We start from the raw sequence: 14,706 nt of genomic DNA, 5'->3' as shown, positions 1-14,706 counted from the left end.
GAAGAAATCGAATGAAAAGAGTGCTTTTCGGTACATGGTTGAAATGAATACCGGTCGGGCGCTCCTGGCTGCAGGAATTGCAGTGTGCGAAATGCGACTGGACCAGGCAAATTCTTGCCTTGAAACCGAAGCTTCGGGTTTCTAGGGTTTCGCCGCACCCACAAAGGAATCTCCATGCCCCGTTCTGTGATCGACGTGATCGGCAACACGCCCCTGATCCGCCTCAACAAGGCCTCGGAAGCAACCGGCTGCGAGATCCTGGGCAAGGCCGAATTCATGAATCCCGGGCAGTCGGTAAAGGACCGCGCCGGCCTGTTTATCATCCGCGATGCGGAGCAGCGCAGGCTGCTGCGGCCCGGCGGCGTCATCGTCGAGGGGACGGCCGGAAATACCGGCATCGGATTGACACTGGTTGCCAAGGCGCTCGGCTACCGCACGGTGATCGTCATTCCCGACACCCAGAGCCAGGAGAAGAAGGATACAATCAAACTGCTCGGCGCCGAGCTCATCGAAGTGCCCGCCGTGCCTTACAAGAACCCGAACAATTACGTGAAGCTGTCGGGCCGGCTGGCCGAGCAGATGGCGAAGAGCGAGCCGAACGGCGCGATCTGGGCCAACCAGTTCGACAATGTCGCCAACCGTGACGGCCATATCCGCACCACGGCCGAAGAAATCTGGAACCAGACCGACGGCAAGGTGGATGGTTTCGTGTCGGCGGTCGGTTCCGGCGGCACTCTGGCAGGCGTCGGTTTCGGGCTGAAGGCCAAAAACAACCAGGTCAAGATCGCACTGGCCGATCCGCTGGGGGCAGCGCTCTATTCCTTCTACACCAGCGGCGAGCTGAAATCCGAGGGCAGTTCGATCACCGAAGGCATCGGGCAGGGGCGGATCACCGCCAACCTCCAAGGCTTTACACCCGATTTTGCCTTCCAGATCGCCGACGAGGACGCGCTGCCGATCGTATTCGACCTGATCCAGGAGGAGGGGCTTTGCGTTGGCGGTTCGACGGGCATCAACATTGCCGGCACCATTCGCCTGGCGCGCGAGCTAGGCCCCGGCCACACCATCGTGACCATGCTTTGCGACTACGGCACGCGCTACCAGTCGAAGCTGTTCAATCCTGAATTCCTGCGCGAAAAGAAGCTGCCGGTGCCGGGCTGGATGGAGCAACAGCGCACGATTTCGGTACCGTTCGAAAGGGTTACGTGATGGCGCACAAGACCGAAGCGCTGTTTCGTGACGACGCCTATCTGGGAACGGCCGACGCCACCGTCGTCGCAGTCAATGATCGCGGCGGCATCATTCTGGACCGGACGGTGTTTTACGCCACATCGGGCGGGCAGCCGGGCGACACCGGCAGCCTCGAACGCGCCGACGGCACCGGCATAGCGATTGCCGCTACGATCACCGGCGAAACCAAGGACGAGATCATCCATGTGCCGGCGCCGGAGCAGGCAGTTCCAAAGGTGGGCGAGCGCATGAGGCTCGCCATCGACTGGCCGCGGCGGCAGTTGCTGATGCGCATGCATTCTGCCTGCCACCTGCTTACCGTCGTCTGTCCGTTCCCGATCACCGGCGCCGCGGTTTCCGAGGACGACAGCCGTATTGATTTCGACATCCCGGACGCCGGCTTTACCAAGGAAGACGTGACGGCCAGACTGATGGAGCTGGTGCGAGCCGACCACCCGATCTTCACCCGGCTCATTTCCGACGAGGAACTGGCATCCAATCCGGGCCTGGTGAAATCCAAGAATGTGCGGCCCCCGGCCGGCACGGGAAGGATCCGATTGGTCTGCATCGGCGAGAACGCTTCGATCGACAGCCAGCCTTGCGGCGGCACCCATGTAAAGAGCACCAGCGAAATCGGCGAGATCCATGTCGGCAAGATCGAGAAGAAGGGCCGCGAGAACCGGCGCTTCCGCATTCGCTTTGGTCCTATGCCGCCAGCCTGATGTAGGACTGCGACGGGCGGGACAGGAGAGAAGAGATGGCCGACGACAGTCCTTTCACCATCGATGCCGATTGGTTACAGAAGCGGCTCGGCGAACCCGGCCTGACGATTGTCGACGCGTCTTGGTATCTGCCGGCGCAAAAGCGTGACGCGCGCGCCGAGTACGACGTAGCGCATATTCCAGGCGCCCGCTTCCTCGACCAGGATGCGGTTTCGGACCCCGACGCGGCTCTGCCGCACACGCTGCCGTCGCCGCAGCATTTCGCGCAATATGTCGGCGCGATGGGTATTTCGGCCGATGACACGATTGTTGTCTATGACGGGCCAGGGTTCTTTTCTGCACCGCGCGCCTGGTGGTTGTTTCGCGTCATGGGCGTGTTCCAGGTCTATATACTCGACGGCGGCTTCGATCGTTGGAAAGCCGCCGGACGGCCGGTGACGGCGGAGCCGACGAAGATCGCGCCTTGCGTGTTTTATGCCAACTTCGATGCCGCCCGCGTCGCCAGCCTTGCCGACATGCGCCGGATCGTCGAGACGGGGGAGAGCCAGATCGCCGACGCGCGCTCGCCTGGCCGTTTTGCCGGCACCGAGCCGGAGCCGCGCCCCGGCATCCGCTCGGGCCATATGCCGGGCGCGCACAACGTGCCGTTTTCGGCGCTTTCGGAAAACGGCGAATTGTTGCCGAAGGACAGGCTGCGCAAAGCGATCGAAGGAGCCGGCATCGACCTGTCGAAGCCGGTCGTCACCTCCTGCGGGTCGGGCGTCACCGCGGCAGCCGTCACGCTAGCTTTGGAGACGCTTGGCCATGCCGACAACAGGCTTTATGACGGTTCATGGACCGAATGGGGCGGGCTTTCCGACACGCCCGTCGTGACGGGCAAGGACTGACGGTGATGGAAGACGGATCGCTGGAAGACATCGATGTCACCGTGACGTTTCTCGAAATGCATGTGCCGCCTGCCTATTCGCCGCCGCTGCCGTACAACCGCCAGATCGCGCTGCTCAAGACCAAAGACATTCCCCTGCATTTCTACCGCTATTTGATGGATCGGGTCGGGCGCAAATGGCACTGGGTCAATGTGTTGAGGCTGAGCGACGAGGAGCTTGCGGCGGGCATCCACCGCGAGGACCGCGACATCAGGGTGCTTTATCTGGATGGTGCGCCGGCCGGCTTCTTCGACCTCAAGCCGCATTTGCCGGAGGAAGTGGAACTCGCTTATTTCGGAATGATGGAGCACGCGACCGGGCAAGGCATCGGCCGCTGGTTCCTCGGTGCGGCAATCGCCGCGGCATGGTCGCACGGGCCAAAGCGGGTGACGGTGCAGACCTGCACCCTCGATCACCCAGCAGCACTGCCGCTCTATCAAAAACTCGGCTTTACGCCAGTGGCGCAAAAAAAGGAGGTCGTACATCCGATGTCTTTTGCCGAGCGCGCGGCCAGCGTCATGCGGCCCTGATTTTCAGGCCCGTTCATCCGCGCTTCAGCTTGTCTTTGCAATGTCCCAGAGTCTCTGGATCAACACTCAAAGGCGAGCCCGACTTGAATGAGCTTGGCTCTTTCCATATCGCTATCGTCTAAAAACCGATGGGTGATGGAGGATCGCACGATGGCAATACGCGTGGTAATGGCCGGCGCGACCGGCTGGGTCGGCAAAGCGCTGGTTCCGGCGATCGGGGCGCAAGGCGACATGGCGCTGGCCGGGGCTGTATCACGCAGCGGAGCGGGGCAGGATTCCGGTCTGCTGGTTGGTATGCCGGCTAATGGTATTGCCGTTTCGGCCTCGCTGGCCGAGGCGCTGGAGGCGCCGTCGGACGTGCTGGTCGACTTTACCAAGCCGCATGTCGTGAAAGACCATGTGCTGCTCGCCATCGACAACGGACGGGACACGGTGATCGGCACGTCGGGACTGGGAGCTGCCGACTATGCCGAGATCGACGCCGCGGCGCGCGCCAATGGCGTCGGCGTTGTTGCCGCTGGCAACTTTTCCATCACCGCCACGCTGATGAAGCGGTTTGCACTTATGGCGGCAAAATACGTGCCGGATGTCGAGGTCATCGATTATGCTAGTGCAAAGAAGCCCGACGCGCCCTCCGGAACCGCACGAGAGCTTGCTGAAGCGCTGGCCGACATCCGCAAGGCCTCAACGGCAAAGCCGGTCTCCGAGGTCTCCGGCGTGCCGGCCACACGCGGTGGTGCGGTCGGCGCAGGCGAGGGGGTGCAAGTGCACGCGCTTCGCCTGCCGTCCTACATCCTGTCCTGCGAGGCGCTGTTCGGTCTGCCAGACGAGCGGCTGACCATACGCCACGACGCCGGCTCGTCCGCGGCGCCTTACGTGGCGGGCACGCTGCTCGCCATCAGACGGGTACAGCAGATCAAAGGTCTGGTTCGTGGTCTCGACGCGCTGATGGATTGATCCATTTCGGCAGGAATCGGGTGGGAAACGCTGTCTTGCGAGCATAATTTCCGGTCGACGACACCGGAGATTTTGCCATGACGCTAAAATTCAAAGCCTTGCCAACCAATGCTGTCCGGGCACTTCAGCGCGGCGGGCCGGATGCTTATGGCTTGAAGCCAGAGCGGCAAATTTCGGATGGCGACGGCGTGCCTTGCCGTCATTGCTTGAAAAATATTGCTTTGGGAGAGGCCTATCTTGTTTTGGCCTATCGACCTTTTCCGGAGCTGCAGCCTTATGCCGAAACGGGGCCGATCTTTCTGCATGCGAAAGAATGCGAACGCGCCGCCGAGGGGAAAATGCTTCCCGAAATGCTCGAAAGCAGCGATTACATTGTGCGCGGTTATGGCAAGGACGACCGCATCGTTTACGGCAGCGGCGGCGTCATTCCGACCGACGCCATTGCCGCACGGGCAGAGACGTTGTTCGAACGCGACGACATCGCTTACGTCCACATCCGCTCGGCGCGCAACAATTGTTATCAGTGCCGGATCGACCGCGCGTAACCGGACAGGCTGCACCGGCTTGGGGCTGTCGTACTCCCGTCGCATACAAGCGGTAGAAAGACACTGTCGATCGATTTGCCGACCGCGGATGAACCGGCGGGAATTTTCGACAACCGAGGAAGCGGGGCTTTGGCTCCGCTTTTTTGTTGTCCGGTTATTCCGCGCGCCCGACACTTTTCAGTTTTTCGACATAAGAAAAAACCCGTCGGACGAATCCGACGGGCACTGGAGAGGCAGATTCGGACAGCTCAGGCGGCGAGAACGGCCTTCGGCTCGACCAGGTCGTAACCGAGCGCTTCGGCCACTGCGCGATTCGTGATCTTGCCCTTGTGGACGTTCAGCCCGTTGCGCAGATGGTGGTCGTCTACCAGCGCCTTTATGCCCTTGTCGGCGAGCTGCAGGCCATAATGCAGCGTCGCATTATTGAGCGCGTGGGCCGAGGTGACCGGCACCGCACCCGGCATGTTGGCGACGCAATAGTGGATGACGCCGTCGACCTCATAGGTCGGCTCGGCATGGGTGGTGGCGTGCGAGGTCTCGAAGCAGCCGCCCTGGTCGATGGCGACGTCGACCAGCACGGCGCCTTTCTTCATGCCCGACAGCATTTCGCGCGTCACCAGCTTGGGCGCTGCTGCCCCCGGGATCAGCACGGCGCCGACGACGATGTCAGCCGAAAAACATTCTTCCTCCAGCGCCTCTACGGTCGAGTAGCGGGTGTGGACGCGGCCGCCAAAGATGTCGTCGAGCTGACGCAGGCGCGGGATCGAGCGGTCAATGATGGTGACGTCGGCGCCAAGGCCGGCGGCCATCCGTGCAGCATGCAGGCCGACGACGCCGCCGCCGAGCACGGTTACCTTGCCGGGGAGCACGCCGGGCACGCCGCCAAGTAGCACGCCGCGGCCACCATTGGCCTTTTGCAGCGCCGTTGCGCCCGCCTGGATCGACAGGCGGCCGGCGACTTCCGACATCGGTGCTAGCAGCGGCAGACCGCCGCGCTCGTCGGTGACGGTCTCGTAGGCTATTGCGGTCACGCCGGAGGCCAGCAGGCCCTTGGTCTGCTCCGGATCCGGGGCAAGATGCAGATAGGTATAGAGGATCTGGCCGTCGCGGAGCTGAACCCATTCGTTGGGCTGCGGCTCCTTGACCTTCACGATCATGTCAGACTTGGCAAAAACGTCGGCGGCCGTTTTGGCAATCGTGGCGCCGGCGGCGCGATACGCGTTGTCATCGGCGCCGATGCCGGCGCCGGCGCCGGTCTCGATCAGCACTTCATGGCCATGCGCGACATATTCACGGACCGAACCCGGTGTCAGGCCGACGCGGTATTCATGGTTCTTGATTTCCCGGGGGCAACCGACGCGCATTGTTTTCTCCTGATCCGGCCCTTTGGGGCTCGTTCCCTGTCTAGAGATAGTGAACCACGAATCGTTCGGTAAGTGTTTGCGAATGCGCTTGCCAGAGAGGCCACTGTTCGATAATCGTTGCGCAAAACATTAGAATTATCGCAGGAACCCGCAAAAATGCCGCTCGACAGGATTGATATCGCCATTCTCGAGACGCTGCAGAAAGACGGGCGGATACCCAACGCAGCGCTCGCCGAGAAGGTTGGCCTGTCGCAGTCGGCCTGTTCGCGGCGGCTGGACAATCTGGAGAAATCCGGAACCATCCGCGGCTATCACGCACGGCTGTCCAACGCTGCACTTGGGCACCAGATGACGGCGATCGTGCATATATCGCTGTCCGGGCAATTCGAGAAGACGTTGTCGGATTTCGAGGCAGCGATAAAGCGCTGCCCGAACGTCCTATCCTGCCATTTGATGTCGGGCGAATATGACTACATCCTGCGCATAGCGGCAAAGGATCTCGTCGACTACGAACGTATCCACAAGGAGTGGCTGTCGGCAATGCCGCATGTGACGAAGATCAATTCGTCTTTTGCCTTGCGCGAAATCGTCGATCGCACGGCCGTGGGAATGAAGCCTGAACTCGCCTAGGCCCGAACTCGCCTAGGTGTTGACTGCCTCGGTCACCACACGGTCCATCGGAATGTCGTGCGGCTGCGGGTAGATGGTGACGATGCGCTGCAGTTCGTAGCCGACGCCGATGACCAGCGGTTTGAAGGGCATCGCGGCAAGCGTGCGATCGAAGAAGCCGCCGCCATAACCCAGGCGAAACTGCCCAGGATCGATGCCGACAATCGGCGAAATGACGATGTCGGGCAACACCGGATCACCCTCGGCCGGTATCGGGATATTCCAGACGCCCTTCTCCAGCCGGTCTCCGTGGGTATAGGCGCGAAAGACAAGCGGCCGGTCTTTCTCGACAACGACGGGCAACGCCGTGCGCCCGCCCCGCGCGTTAACGGTTTCCATCCACGGGCGCAGGTCCGGCTCGCCGCGAAACGGCCAATAGAGGCTGACCATGCGGCCGGCGATGTCGCCGATCACCGCGTCGAGCCCTTCGGCAATGCGCTGCGACATGGCTGCGCGCGTGTCGGCCGAAACGGCAAGGCGGGATACGATCAACCGCTCGCGCTCGGCCTTGCGCCAGCGCCTTACGTCGGTCCAGTCGGATAGCGGCGCTTGGAACTCCGGATCGAGCTCGTGCATAAAACAAGGCGGCGAGGCGTATTGCGCTGAGCTTTCGTCTTCATTCTTAGCCATGCTTCACCTGCAATATACTGTTCCGACCAAACCATATCCGGGACGTAGGCTATATCCGGGAATGAGTCTGCAGCATGCGTATTCACGACATCAAGCGACGACTCCCACGCAGTTGCAGCGCAGGCATTGCTGCACTGCACAAGGATACTTACATCACCCTTGGCGAGAGGGATGAGTGAGATGAATACAGCCAACCATCACGTCGTCGTCGTAGGCGCCGGTTTCGGCGGCCTCGAATTCACCCGCGCACTTACCAGCGCGCCGGTGCGCATCACCATGATCGATAGGCGCAATCATCACCTCTTTCAGCCGCTGCTCTACCAGGTGGCGACGACGGCGCTGGCAACCTCCGAAGTCGCCTGGCCGATCCGCCATCTCCTGCGCAAACGCAAGGATGTGACGACGCTGCTTGCCACTGTGACTAGCATCGACCGCACCGGCAAGCGCGTGCTGCTGCAGGACGGCGGAGCGGTCGCCTACGACACGTTGCTGTTGGCCACCGGTGCGCGGCACGCCTATTTCGGCCATGACGAATGGGAGCCGTTCGCGCCGGGCCTGAAGACACTGGAGGACGCCACCACCATTCGACGGCGTATTCTTTTGGCTTTCGAGCAGGCCGAGCGGGAAACCGATCCCGCCCAGCGCCAGGCATTGCTGACGCTGGCGATCGTCGGCGGCGGGCCGACCGGCGTGGAATTGGCCGGCACCATTGCCGAACTGGCGCATGACACGCTGCGCGGCGAGTTCCGCAACATCGACACGCGGCAGACGCGTGTGGTGCTGATTGAGGCCGGCGACCGCGTTCTTGCGAATTTCGCGCCGGAACTCTCCGATTATGCAATGAAGGCGCTCGAACGGCTCGGCGTGACCGTCGAACTCGGCCGGGCGGTTACGCGCTGCGATGCCGAGGGTGTCGTCTTCGGCGACAGGCATTTGCCGGCCAGGACAATCCTGTGGGCGGCGGGCGTCGCCGCTTCGCCGGCCGCCGAATGGCTCGGCGCGGCAGCGGACCGCGCGGGCAGGGTGCTTGTCGAGCCCGACTTGAGTGTGCCGGGAAACCCGGAGATTTTCGTCATCGGTGACGCAGCGCACGTCCTGCGACCGGATGGCCGGCTGGTGCCGGGCGTCGCGCCCGCCGCCAAGCAGCAGGGACGGCACGTCGCCACGGCGATCAAGGCAAGGCTTGCCGGTGACGCGACACCGCGTCCTTTCAGCTACAGGCATGACGGCGATTTGGCGACGATAGGCAAGCGCGCGGCGGCCATCGATTTCGGCTGGATCAAGCTTACCGGCCGGCTTGCCTGGTGGCTGTGGGGCTTGGCGCATATTTACTTCCTGATCGGCTTTCGTAACCGGCTTGCGGTTTCCCTGAGTTGGCTATGGATCTACTTCACCGGTCAGCGCAGCGCGCGGCTGATCACGCAGGGCGACGACGATAAGGGCTGATTGTTCGCTGCCGGACATTCATCGGCGCGTCACCTCCTCTTGATGGAATCGGCTTCTGGACTCGGCTGGATTTCGGCGCGAAGCTTTGCTTCGGGCAGGACTTGTCACGTCGTGGAAGAAAGAGAAAACGAATGTCCCAATTGCGCCACCTCGTCTCACGCCGCGATTTCCTCGCCGGCTTTGCCGCCAGCGGAGCGCTGATCATGCTGCACCCGTTCTCCGCCCGGGCTCAAACCAATCAGGCGCATCTGAGGATTATGGAGACGACCGACATCCACGTGAATGTGCTGCCTTACGACTACTACGCCGACAAAGCTAACGACACGATGGGGCTGTCGCGAACGGCATCGTTGATTGAAGCCGTGCGCAAGGAAGCAACCAACGCGATGCTGATCGATAATGGCGACCTTCTGCAAGGCAACCCGATGGGCGACTACATCGCCTACGAGAGGGGGATGAAGGATGGCGATCTGCATCCGGTCATGAAGGGCATGAACCTGCTCGGCTACGAATGCTCGACGCTCGGCAACCACGAGTTCAACTATGGCCTGTCGTTCATGGACAAGGTGCTGGCCGGTGCCAATTTCCCGTTTGTCTGCGCGAATTTGATCCGCGGCACGGAGTTCGCCGCGAACCCGCGCGACGACAAGCTTTATCTCAAGCCTTTCGTCATCCTCGACAGGAAGATCAAAGACGGGTCGGGCGCCGAGCAACCGATCAGGATCGGCATCATCGGCTTCGTGCCGCCGCAGATCATGGTCTGGGACCTGAAAAATCTCGAGGGCAGCGTCAAGACGCGCGACATCGTCGAGGCGGCCAAGGCGTGGGTGCCGCAAATGAAGGAAGAAGGCGCCGACATCGTCATTGCGCTCTCCCATTCCGGCATCGACGTGAAGCAAAGCGACATGAAGGAGAACGCCTCCTTCTTCGTTGCCGGTGTCGAAGGTATCGATGCGGTGTTCACCGGCCACCAGCATCTGGTCTTCCCCGGCAAGAAGGACTTTCAGTCGCTGGACGCCGTCGATACGGCGAAAGGCACGTTGCAAGGCAAGCCCGCCGTCATGGCCGGCTTCTGGGGCTCGCACATGGGGCTGATCGATCTGTTGCTGGAGCGCGACGGATCAACGTGGAAAATCGTTTCGACGACCTCTGAGGCCAGGCCGATCTTTGAGCGGGTCGACAAGACGAACAAGCCGACCGTCGCGGACGACCAGCGCATCGTCGACGCGCTCAAACAGGACCACGAGGCGACGCTTGCCTATGTGCGCCGGCCGGTCGGCAAAACCTCGGCGCCGCTCTATTCCTATTTTGCGCTGGTCGCCGACGATCCATCGGTGCAGATCGTCAGCCAGGCGCAGACCTGGTACTTGAAGGACATCCTGAAGAACACAGAGTGGAAGGATATGCCGCTGTTGTCGGCGGCGGCACCGTTCAAGGCGGGCGGGCGCAACGGCGCCGACTATTACACCGACGTGCCGGTGGGCGATATCGCCATCAAGAACGTCGCCGACCTCTACCTCTATCCAAACACGGTGCGCGCCGTCGAAATCACCGGGGCAGAGGTGAAGGAATGGCTGGAAATGTCGGCCGGCATCTTCAACCGGATCGAACCGGGCAAAGCCGACCAGGCGCTCATCAACACTGACTTCCCATCCTATAATTTCGACGTGATCGACGGCGTCACATACAAGATCGATCTGTCGCAGCCACCGAAATATGATTCGAAGGGCGGGCTGGTGAACACCGGCTCGACCCGCATCATTGACTTGATGTTCGACGGCAAACCAATTGGTCCCATGCGGAAATTCGTCGTCGCCACCAACAACTACCGAGCCGGCGGCGGCGGCAATTTCCCGGAGATCAATGCCTCGAAAGTCATCTACGAAGCGCCCGACACCAACCGCGACGTGATCGTGCGCTATATCGTCAGCAAAGGCACCATCAACCCGTCGGCGGACGCCAACTGGTCGTTTGCGCCACTACCGGGAACCAGCGTCGTATTCGAGACCGGCGCCAAGGCGAAGGAGTTTATTGCGCAAGTGAAGTCGCTGAAGATCGAGCCGGCGGGCGAGGGCGAAGCGGGCTTTGCAAAATACCGCATCACGCTTTGAGGCAAGGATTTGAGCGTCGGCTCGAAACTGTCTCAGCGTTAAGATACTGTCCCGATACGGCCAATCCGTTTGAGACAGGGGGCCTCTTCAAGCAGGTGGTGCGAAACGCCGCTTGACGGCGGCATGACCAGATCCAGCGCGTCCGTCGAAATCCCACCGGAATAATCGTGTGGCAGTTGGTCGATCGAGGCGGGAAGCGGTCGTCGAAGCCGAGCGGGGTTATCTTTCCAAGGCGCCCTGCAGCGGTAGCGCCATTCTGGCCAGCAAGCATCGCAGCGGACAGACCAAAGGCCGTTAAAATTCGGGGAGGGTCCCAGCAGGGCCGGAATCACTATGGTTGCAAGCATCCATATACGCTAGTTTTAGCCATGCGTTATGTCATCATCATCACGACCGTCACCTTTTTCCTGATCTGGGACGGCATTTACAACCAAGGCCGCTATCTCGACAGGACCATCAGGGAGGTGACCCGCGTCGTGCACTATGTAACCAGCATGGTGTAGTTTCTCTTCTTCGTCACGGTTCGCGACGCGACATCCTGCCGATTGACGGCACGCTCCCGCTGACACAAAAGAACGCCGGTCCAACGGTCCAGGAGGCTGGGTTGATCCGGCATATCGTTTTCTTCAGCGCGCGGCGTAAAGCGGACGTCGAGGCAGTGCGTACGGGTCTGCTGGCGCTCGGCGAGATACCCCACTCGCGCCATTTCGAGGTGATGCTCAACACCAAGGTCGACCCACTCTCGGATGAAATCGATGTGGTCGTCTATGCCGAGTTCGAGGACAAGGCAGCGCTCGCCGCCTACAAGGCGCATCCGCTCTATGCAGAGACCACCAGCCGGGTAAAACCGCTGCGCGAATTGCGTTATTCGGCCGATATCGTGGCAAGTTGACGACCCGCCGTCTCCTACGCGCTGATGTGGTCTTTCCGCTGAGGCGCCGGCCAAGCCCTTGAACGATTTTAAGGAATGAGGCACACCGCGCGGGACATGACCGAGAACACCTCCGCAAGCCCTCATCCGCTCGATCACCTGGTGTTGCCGACCGCGAGCCTCGATGTTGCGCGGGCGCGCTTGACCTTGCTCGGCTTTACCGTTGCGCCGACGGGTATCCATCCCTTCGGAACGGAAAACTGCTGTGTCTTTCTCACCGACGGCACCTATCTCGAGCCGCTCGCGGTCGCTGACCGGCAGGCCGCGGCGACGGCGATCGCGAACCGCAATGTCTTTGTCGTGCGTGATCGCACGTATCGCGAAGAAAACGGCGATGAAGGATTTTCTGCCGTGGCGCTGGGCACCGAAAGCGCCGCCGCGGACCACGCGCGCTACATGGAAGCCGGTCTGTCGGCGGGAGACGCGCTAAGCTTTTCGCGCGCCTTCACCGATGCGACGGGAAAGAGCGACACCGCATCGTTCAAACTGGCCTTCGCGGCTACAGGCAAGGCAACGGACGCTTTTCTCTTCGCCTGCGAGCGGATCAATGCGCCGAACGTCGACCGCACTGCGCTGCAGGCCCACGCTAATGGCGCAACCGGCATTGTCGAAGTCGTGGCAGTCACTGGCGAACCTTTCGAACAAGGCCGTTTGATTTCGATCGCAGCCGGAATCGAGGCGCAGGGCGGCGGCACTGTCTATGAGCTGCCGAATGCCGTCGTGACCGTTCTGGATCCCGCAGCCTATTCGGCACGCTTCGGCATTCCTGCCGGCGCACCATCTGAACTCCGCTTTGCTGGGATCGTCTTTTCGATTAGGCACGGCGATGCCGTCGCCAAGCTGCTTGCAGCCAATTCCGTCGAACACCACATGCGCGGCGGTGATACCATCGTGCCGCCGGCGCCAGGGCAGGGCGCAGCCTTCATTTTCCGGGAGATCGCATGAACAAGCTCAATCCTCTGATGCCAAATTCTTCCATTGCGATCGGCAAGGTCATTTTCGGCAACAGCGCGCCCCTATCGCTGATCGCCGGTCCATGCCAGCTGGAATCGCGGCAGCACGCTTTCGACATGGCTGGTGCGCTAAAGGAATTGACTGAAAGGCTCGGCATCGGACTCGTCTACAAGACCAGCTACGACAAGGCCAATCGCACCTCGCTCGGCGGCACGCGCGGTGCGGGACTTGAAGCGGCAATGCCGATCTTCGACGACTTGCGCAAGAACTTTTCGCTGCCGATCCTGACCGACGTCCACACTGAGGAACAATGCGCGATCGTCGCTCTGCATGCCGATATCCTGCAGATTCCTGCCTTCCTCAGCCGCCAGACCGATTTGCTGATTGCTGCGGCAAGAACCGGCAAGGTGGTCAATGTGAAGAAGGGGCAATTCCTCGCGCCGTGGGACATGAAGAACGTCGTCGCCAAAATCATCGGCTCCGGCAACGCCAATGTCTTGGTCACCGAGCGCGGCGCATCCTTTGGTTACAACACCCTGGTGTCCGACATGCGGGCGCTGCCGATCATGGCCGAGATCGGCGCGCCGGTGATTTTCGATGCCACCCATTCCGTGCAGCAGCCGGGTGGGCAGGGCGGTTCGTCTGGAGGCGACCGGCGCTTTGTCGAGACGCTGGCGCGCGCGGCCGTCGCGGTTGGCGTCGCCGGCGTCTTCATCGAGACGCACCAGGACCCCGACAACGCGCCTTCCGACGGTCCCAACATGGTGCCGCTAAAGGATCTTCCCGCATTGCTTGAACGGCTGATGGCGTTCGATCGCATTGCCAAAAGCGTGGGTTGAACCAGCAGTTGCGCCACAGCAGCGCGGCCAAGAAAACTTTGAAGAATTTCGAACCCGCCTGGAACCTTAGCCCGCGGCCCTCATTGTCAAAATCTAATGTCAACGACGACGAGGAGCACACCATGACGACCCAGACGGGACACACCGAAGCCATCGCCGCTTCGCGGGTTATCGGCACATCGGTCTACAATACTGAAGGCACTCATATCGGCGACATCGAGGACGTCATGCTCGACAAACTGTCGAACGGAATCATGTTTGCCGTGATCGGTTTTGGCGGATTTCTCGGCATCGGCGAGAAATACCACGCCATTCCGTGGGCGAGCCTTGACTACGATGAGAACAAAGGCGGCTATGTCGTGCCGTTCACCAAAGACCAGCTGATGGCCGCTCCTTCCTATTCGATCAACGAGCTGACCGGCGCCGACGGCGAGGCCGCGCGTGACGCCTCATACAACTACTACAAGGTCGAGCCTTACTGGCACTGACCTTACTGGCACTGACTAAGTCTCCTGGAATCAAAAAGGCCCCCTGGAAATCGGGGGCCTTTCGATGTGGCGGGATGCTACTGCGCAATCTGCAGGGCCGGCAAAGGCGACGATCCCTGCGGGGGTTGCTGATTGTCGCACGACGTCAGGAACGCAGCCGCGATCAGGAACAAACTCACAATACCGCTCAACTGGGACATGGCGAAACTCCTCCTGTTTCGCCCCGCGCGACAACAGCCATAAATCAGAAACCGGCATGCCGCGTATGACAAATGATGACAGCGCTTCGTGCTTCGTGAATCCCGTAGCGCACGGGCAATATTTGCAAGTGCCCCGATTGCGTTTTGCGGCGCTTTGGCTAAGA

General features: G+C 61.2%; 17 protein-coding genes. 14 read left to right on the top strand and 3 right to left on the bottom strand.

Annotated features, from left to right (window positions below):
- Positions 1-174 precede the first annotated feature (174 nt).
- From NKH16_RS01730 to NKH16_RS01705, 6 genes are all read left to right on the top strand, one after another.
- Positions 175-1,209, top strand: coding sequence for a cysteine synthase A (locus NKH16_RS01730; RefSeq protein ID WP_352747285.1), 1,035 nt, complete (start codon positions 175-177; stop codon positions 1,207-1,209).
- The gene (locus tag NKH16_RS01725) at positions 1,209-1,952 is read left to right on the top strand and encodes an alanyl-tRNA editing protein (RefSeq protein ID WP_352705485.1); all 744 of its coding nucleotides are present in this window, start codon (positions 1,209-1,211) and stop codon (positions 1,950-1,952) included. The genes NKH16_RS01730 and NKH16_RS01725 overlap by 1 nt, the downstream gene beginning before the upstream one ends.
- Before the next feature lie 35 nt (positions 1,953-1,987).
- Entirely contained in the window at positions 1,988-2,839 is an 852-nt protein-coding gene (sseA, locus tag NKH16_RS01720) for a 3-mercaptopyruvate sulfurtransferase (RefSeq protein WP_352747282.1), read from the top strand.
- Positions 2,840-2,844: 5 nt separating this feature from the next.
- Entirely contained in the window at positions 2,845-3,408 is a 564-nt protein-coding gene (locus NKH16_RS01715; protein ID WP_352448953.1) for a GNAT family N-acetyltransferase, read from the top strand.
- Positions 3,409-3,558: 150 nt separating this feature from the next.
- Positions 3,559-4,365, top strand: coding sequence for a 4-hydroxy-tetrahydrodipicolinate reductase (gene dapB, locus NKH16_RS01710; protein ID WP_352747279.1), 807 nt, complete (start codon positions 3,559-3,561; stop codon positions 4,363-4,365).
- A 77-nt stretch (positions 4,366-4,442) separates the two neighbouring features.
- A complete protein-coding gene (locus NKH16_RS01705; RefSeq protein WP_352471826.1) occupies positions 4,443-4,910 on the top strand; it encodes a DUF1203 domain-containing protein in 468 nt (155 codons plus the stop codon).
- A gap of 248 nt (positions 4,911-5,158) precedes the next feature.
- Here the strand turns inward: NKH16_RS01705 and ald are convergent, their stop codons facing one another.
- A complete protein-coding gene (gene ald, locus NKH16_RS01700; protein ID WP_352747277.1) occupies positions 5,159-6,274 on the bottom strand; it encodes an alanine dehydrogenase in 1,116 nt (371 codons plus the stop codon).
- A 156-nt stretch (positions 6,275-6,430) separates the two neighbouring features.
- Between ald and NKH16_RS01695 the strand changes: the two genes are divergently transcribed.
- On the top strand, positions 6,431-6,904 hold the full coding sequence (locus tag NKH16_RS01695) for an Lrp/AsnC family transcriptional regulator (protein WP_023675099.1): 474 nt from the start codon (positions 6,431-6,433) through the stop codon (positions 6,902-6,904).
- Positions 6,905-6,916: 12 nt separating this feature from the next.
- Here NKH16_RS01695 and NKH16_RS01690 read toward each other — a convergent pair whose 3' ends face one another.
- Positions 6,917-7,573, bottom strand: coding sequence for a 5-formyltetrahydrofolate cyclo-ligase (locus tag NKH16_RS01690; RefSeq protein ID WP_352747274.1), 657 nt, complete (start codon positions 7,571-7,573; stop codon positions 6,917-6,919).
- 180 nt (positions 7,574-7,753) lie between these two features.
- Here NKH16_RS01690 and NKH16_RS01685 point away from each other — a divergent pair, with 180 nt between their 5' ends.
- From NKH16_RS01685 to NKH16_RS01655, 7 genes are all read left to right on the top strand, one after another.
- Positions 7,754-9,019 (top strand): NAD(P)/FAD-dependent oxidoreductase, encoded by a 1,266-nt coding sequence (locus NKH16_RS01685; RefSeq protein ID WP_352747271.1) that lies wholly within the window; start codon positions 7,754-7,756, stop codon positions 9,017-9,019.
- Between the two features lie 131 nt (positions 9,020-9,150).
- Complete coding sequence (locus NKH16_RS01680; protein ID WP_352898058.1) at positions 9,151-11,130, top strand: bifunctional 2',3'-cyclic-nucleotide 2'-phosphodiesterase/3'-nucleotidase; 1,980 nt, start codon at positions 9,151-9,153, stop codon at positions 11,128-11,130.
- Between the two features lie 368 nt (positions 11,131-11,498).
- Complete coding sequence (locus NKH16_RS01675; protein ID WP_023675095.1) at positions 11,499-11,633, top strand: hypothetical protein; 135 nt, start codon at positions 11,499-11,501, stop codon at positions 11,631-11,633.
- Between the two features lie 101 nt (positions 11,634-11,734).
- Positions 11,735-12,022, top strand: a complete 288-nt coding sequence (locus NKH16_RS01670; RefSeq protein ID WP_352747268.1) for a Dabb family protein — start codon at positions 11,735-11,737, stop codon at positions 12,020-12,022.
- Positions 12,023-12,118: 96 nt separating this feature from the next.
- Positions 12,119-13,006 carry a VOC family protein gene (locus tag NKH16_RS01665; RefSeq protein WP_352747266.1) on the top strand — a complete coding sequence of 296 codons (888 nt, stop codon included), beginning with the start codon at positions 12,119-12,121 and terminating at the stop codon, positions 13,004-13,006.
- A complete protein-coding gene (gene kdsA, locus NKH16_RS01660) occupies positions 13,003-13,854 on the top strand; it encodes a 3-deoxy-8-phosphooctulonate synthase (protein ID WP_352448946.1) in 852 nt (283 codons plus the stop codon). The genes NKH16_RS01665 and kdsA overlap by 4 nt, the downstream gene beginning before the upstream one ends.
- Positions 13,855-13,976: 122 nt before the next feature.
- Positions 13,977-14,342, top strand: coding sequence for a PRC-barrel domain-containing protein (locus tag NKH16_RS01655; protein WP_023675091.1), 366 nt, complete (start codon positions 13,977-13,979; stop codon positions 14,340-14,342).
- 77 nt (positions 14,343-14,419) lie between these two features.
- Here NKH16_RS01655 and NKH16_RS01650 read toward each other — a convergent pair whose 3' ends face one another.
- Entirely contained in the window at positions 14,420-14,542 is a 123-nt protein-coding gene (locus tag NKH16_RS01650; RefSeq protein WP_084642452.1) for a hypothetical protein, read from the bottom strand.
- Positions 14,543-14,706 lie beyond the last annotated feature (164 nt).

Origin of the sequence: Mesorhizobium sp. M1307, assembly GCF_040318155.1 — a bacterium.
Classification (GTDB): domain Bacteria; phylum Pseudomonadota; class Alphaproteobacteria; order Rhizobiales; family Rhizobiaceae; genus Mesorhizobium.
The sequence above is the reverse complement of the archived record's forward strand: the minus strand, read 5'-3'. Positions and strand labels throughout refer to the sequence as shown.

What these genes read in the sequence shown, in the direction of transcription:
- NKH16_RS01730 (WP_352747285.1), top strand. Translation starts at nt 175, where the DNA reads ATGCCCCGTTCTGTGATCGACGTGATCGGCAACACGCCCCTGATCCGC.
- NKH16_RS01725 (WP_352705485.1), top strand. Translation starts at nt 1,209, where the DNA reads ATGGCGCACAAGACCGAAGCGCTGTTTCGTGACGACGCCTATCTGGGA.
- sseA (WP_352747282.1), top strand. Translation starts at nt 1,988, where the DNA reads ATGGCCGACGACAGTCCTTTCACCATCGATGCCGATTGGTTACAGAAG.
- NKH16_RS01715 (WP_352448953.1), top strand. Translation starts at nt 2,845, where the DNA reads ATGGAAGACGGATCGCTGGAAGACATCGATGTCACCGTGACGTTTCTC.
- dapB (WP_352747279.1), top strand. Translation starts at nt 3,559, where the DNA reads ATGGCAATACGCGTGGTAATGGCCGGCGCGACCGGCTGGGTCGGCAAA.
- NKH16_RS01705 (WP_352471826.1), top strand. Translation starts at nt 4,443, where the DNA reads ATGACGCTAAAATTCAAAGCCTTGCCAACCAATGCTGTCCGGGCACTT.
- ald (WP_352747277.1), bottom strand. Translation starts at nt 6,274, where the DNA reads ATGCGCGTCGGTTGCCCCCGGGAAATCAAGAACCATGAATACCGCGTC.
- NKH16_RS01695 (WP_023675099.1), top strand. Translation starts at nt 6,431, where the DNA reads ATGCCGCTCGACAGGATTGATATCGCCATTCTCGAGACGCTGCAGAAA.
- NKH16_RS01690 (WP_352747274.1), bottom strand. Translation starts at nt 7,573, where the DNA reads ATGGCTAAGAATGAAGACGAAAGCTCAGCGCAATACGCCTCGCCGCCT.
- NKH16_RS01685 (WP_352747271.1), top strand. Translation starts at nt 7,754, where the DNA reads ATGAATACAGCCAACCATCACGTCGTCGTCGTAGGCGCCGGTTTCGGC.
- NKH16_RS01680 (WP_352898058.1), top strand. Translation starts at nt 9,151, where the DNA reads ATGTCCCAATTGCGCCACCTCGTCTCACGCCGCGATTTCCTCGCCGGC.
- NKH16_RS01675 (WP_023675095.1), top strand. Translation starts at nt 11,499, where the DNA reads ATGCGTTATGTCATCATCATCACGACCGTCACCTTTTTCCTGATCTGG.
- NKH16_RS01665 (WP_352747266.1), top strand. Translation starts at nt 12,119, where the DNA reads ATGACCGAGAACACCTCCGCAAGCCCTCATCCGCTCGATCACCTGGTG.
- kdsA (WP_352448946.1), top strand. Translation starts at nt 13,003, where the DNA reads ATGAACAAGCTCAATCCTCTGATGCCAAATTCTTCCATTGCGATCGGC.
- NKH16_RS01655 (WP_023675091.1), top strand. Translation starts at nt 13,977, where the DNA reads ATGACGACCCAGACGGGACACACCGAAGCCATCGCCGCTTCGCGGGTT.
- NKH16_RS01650 (WP_084642452.1), bottom strand. Translation starts at nt 14,542, where the DNA reads ATGTCCCAGTTGAGCGGTATTGTGAGTTTGTTCCTGATCGCGGCTGCG.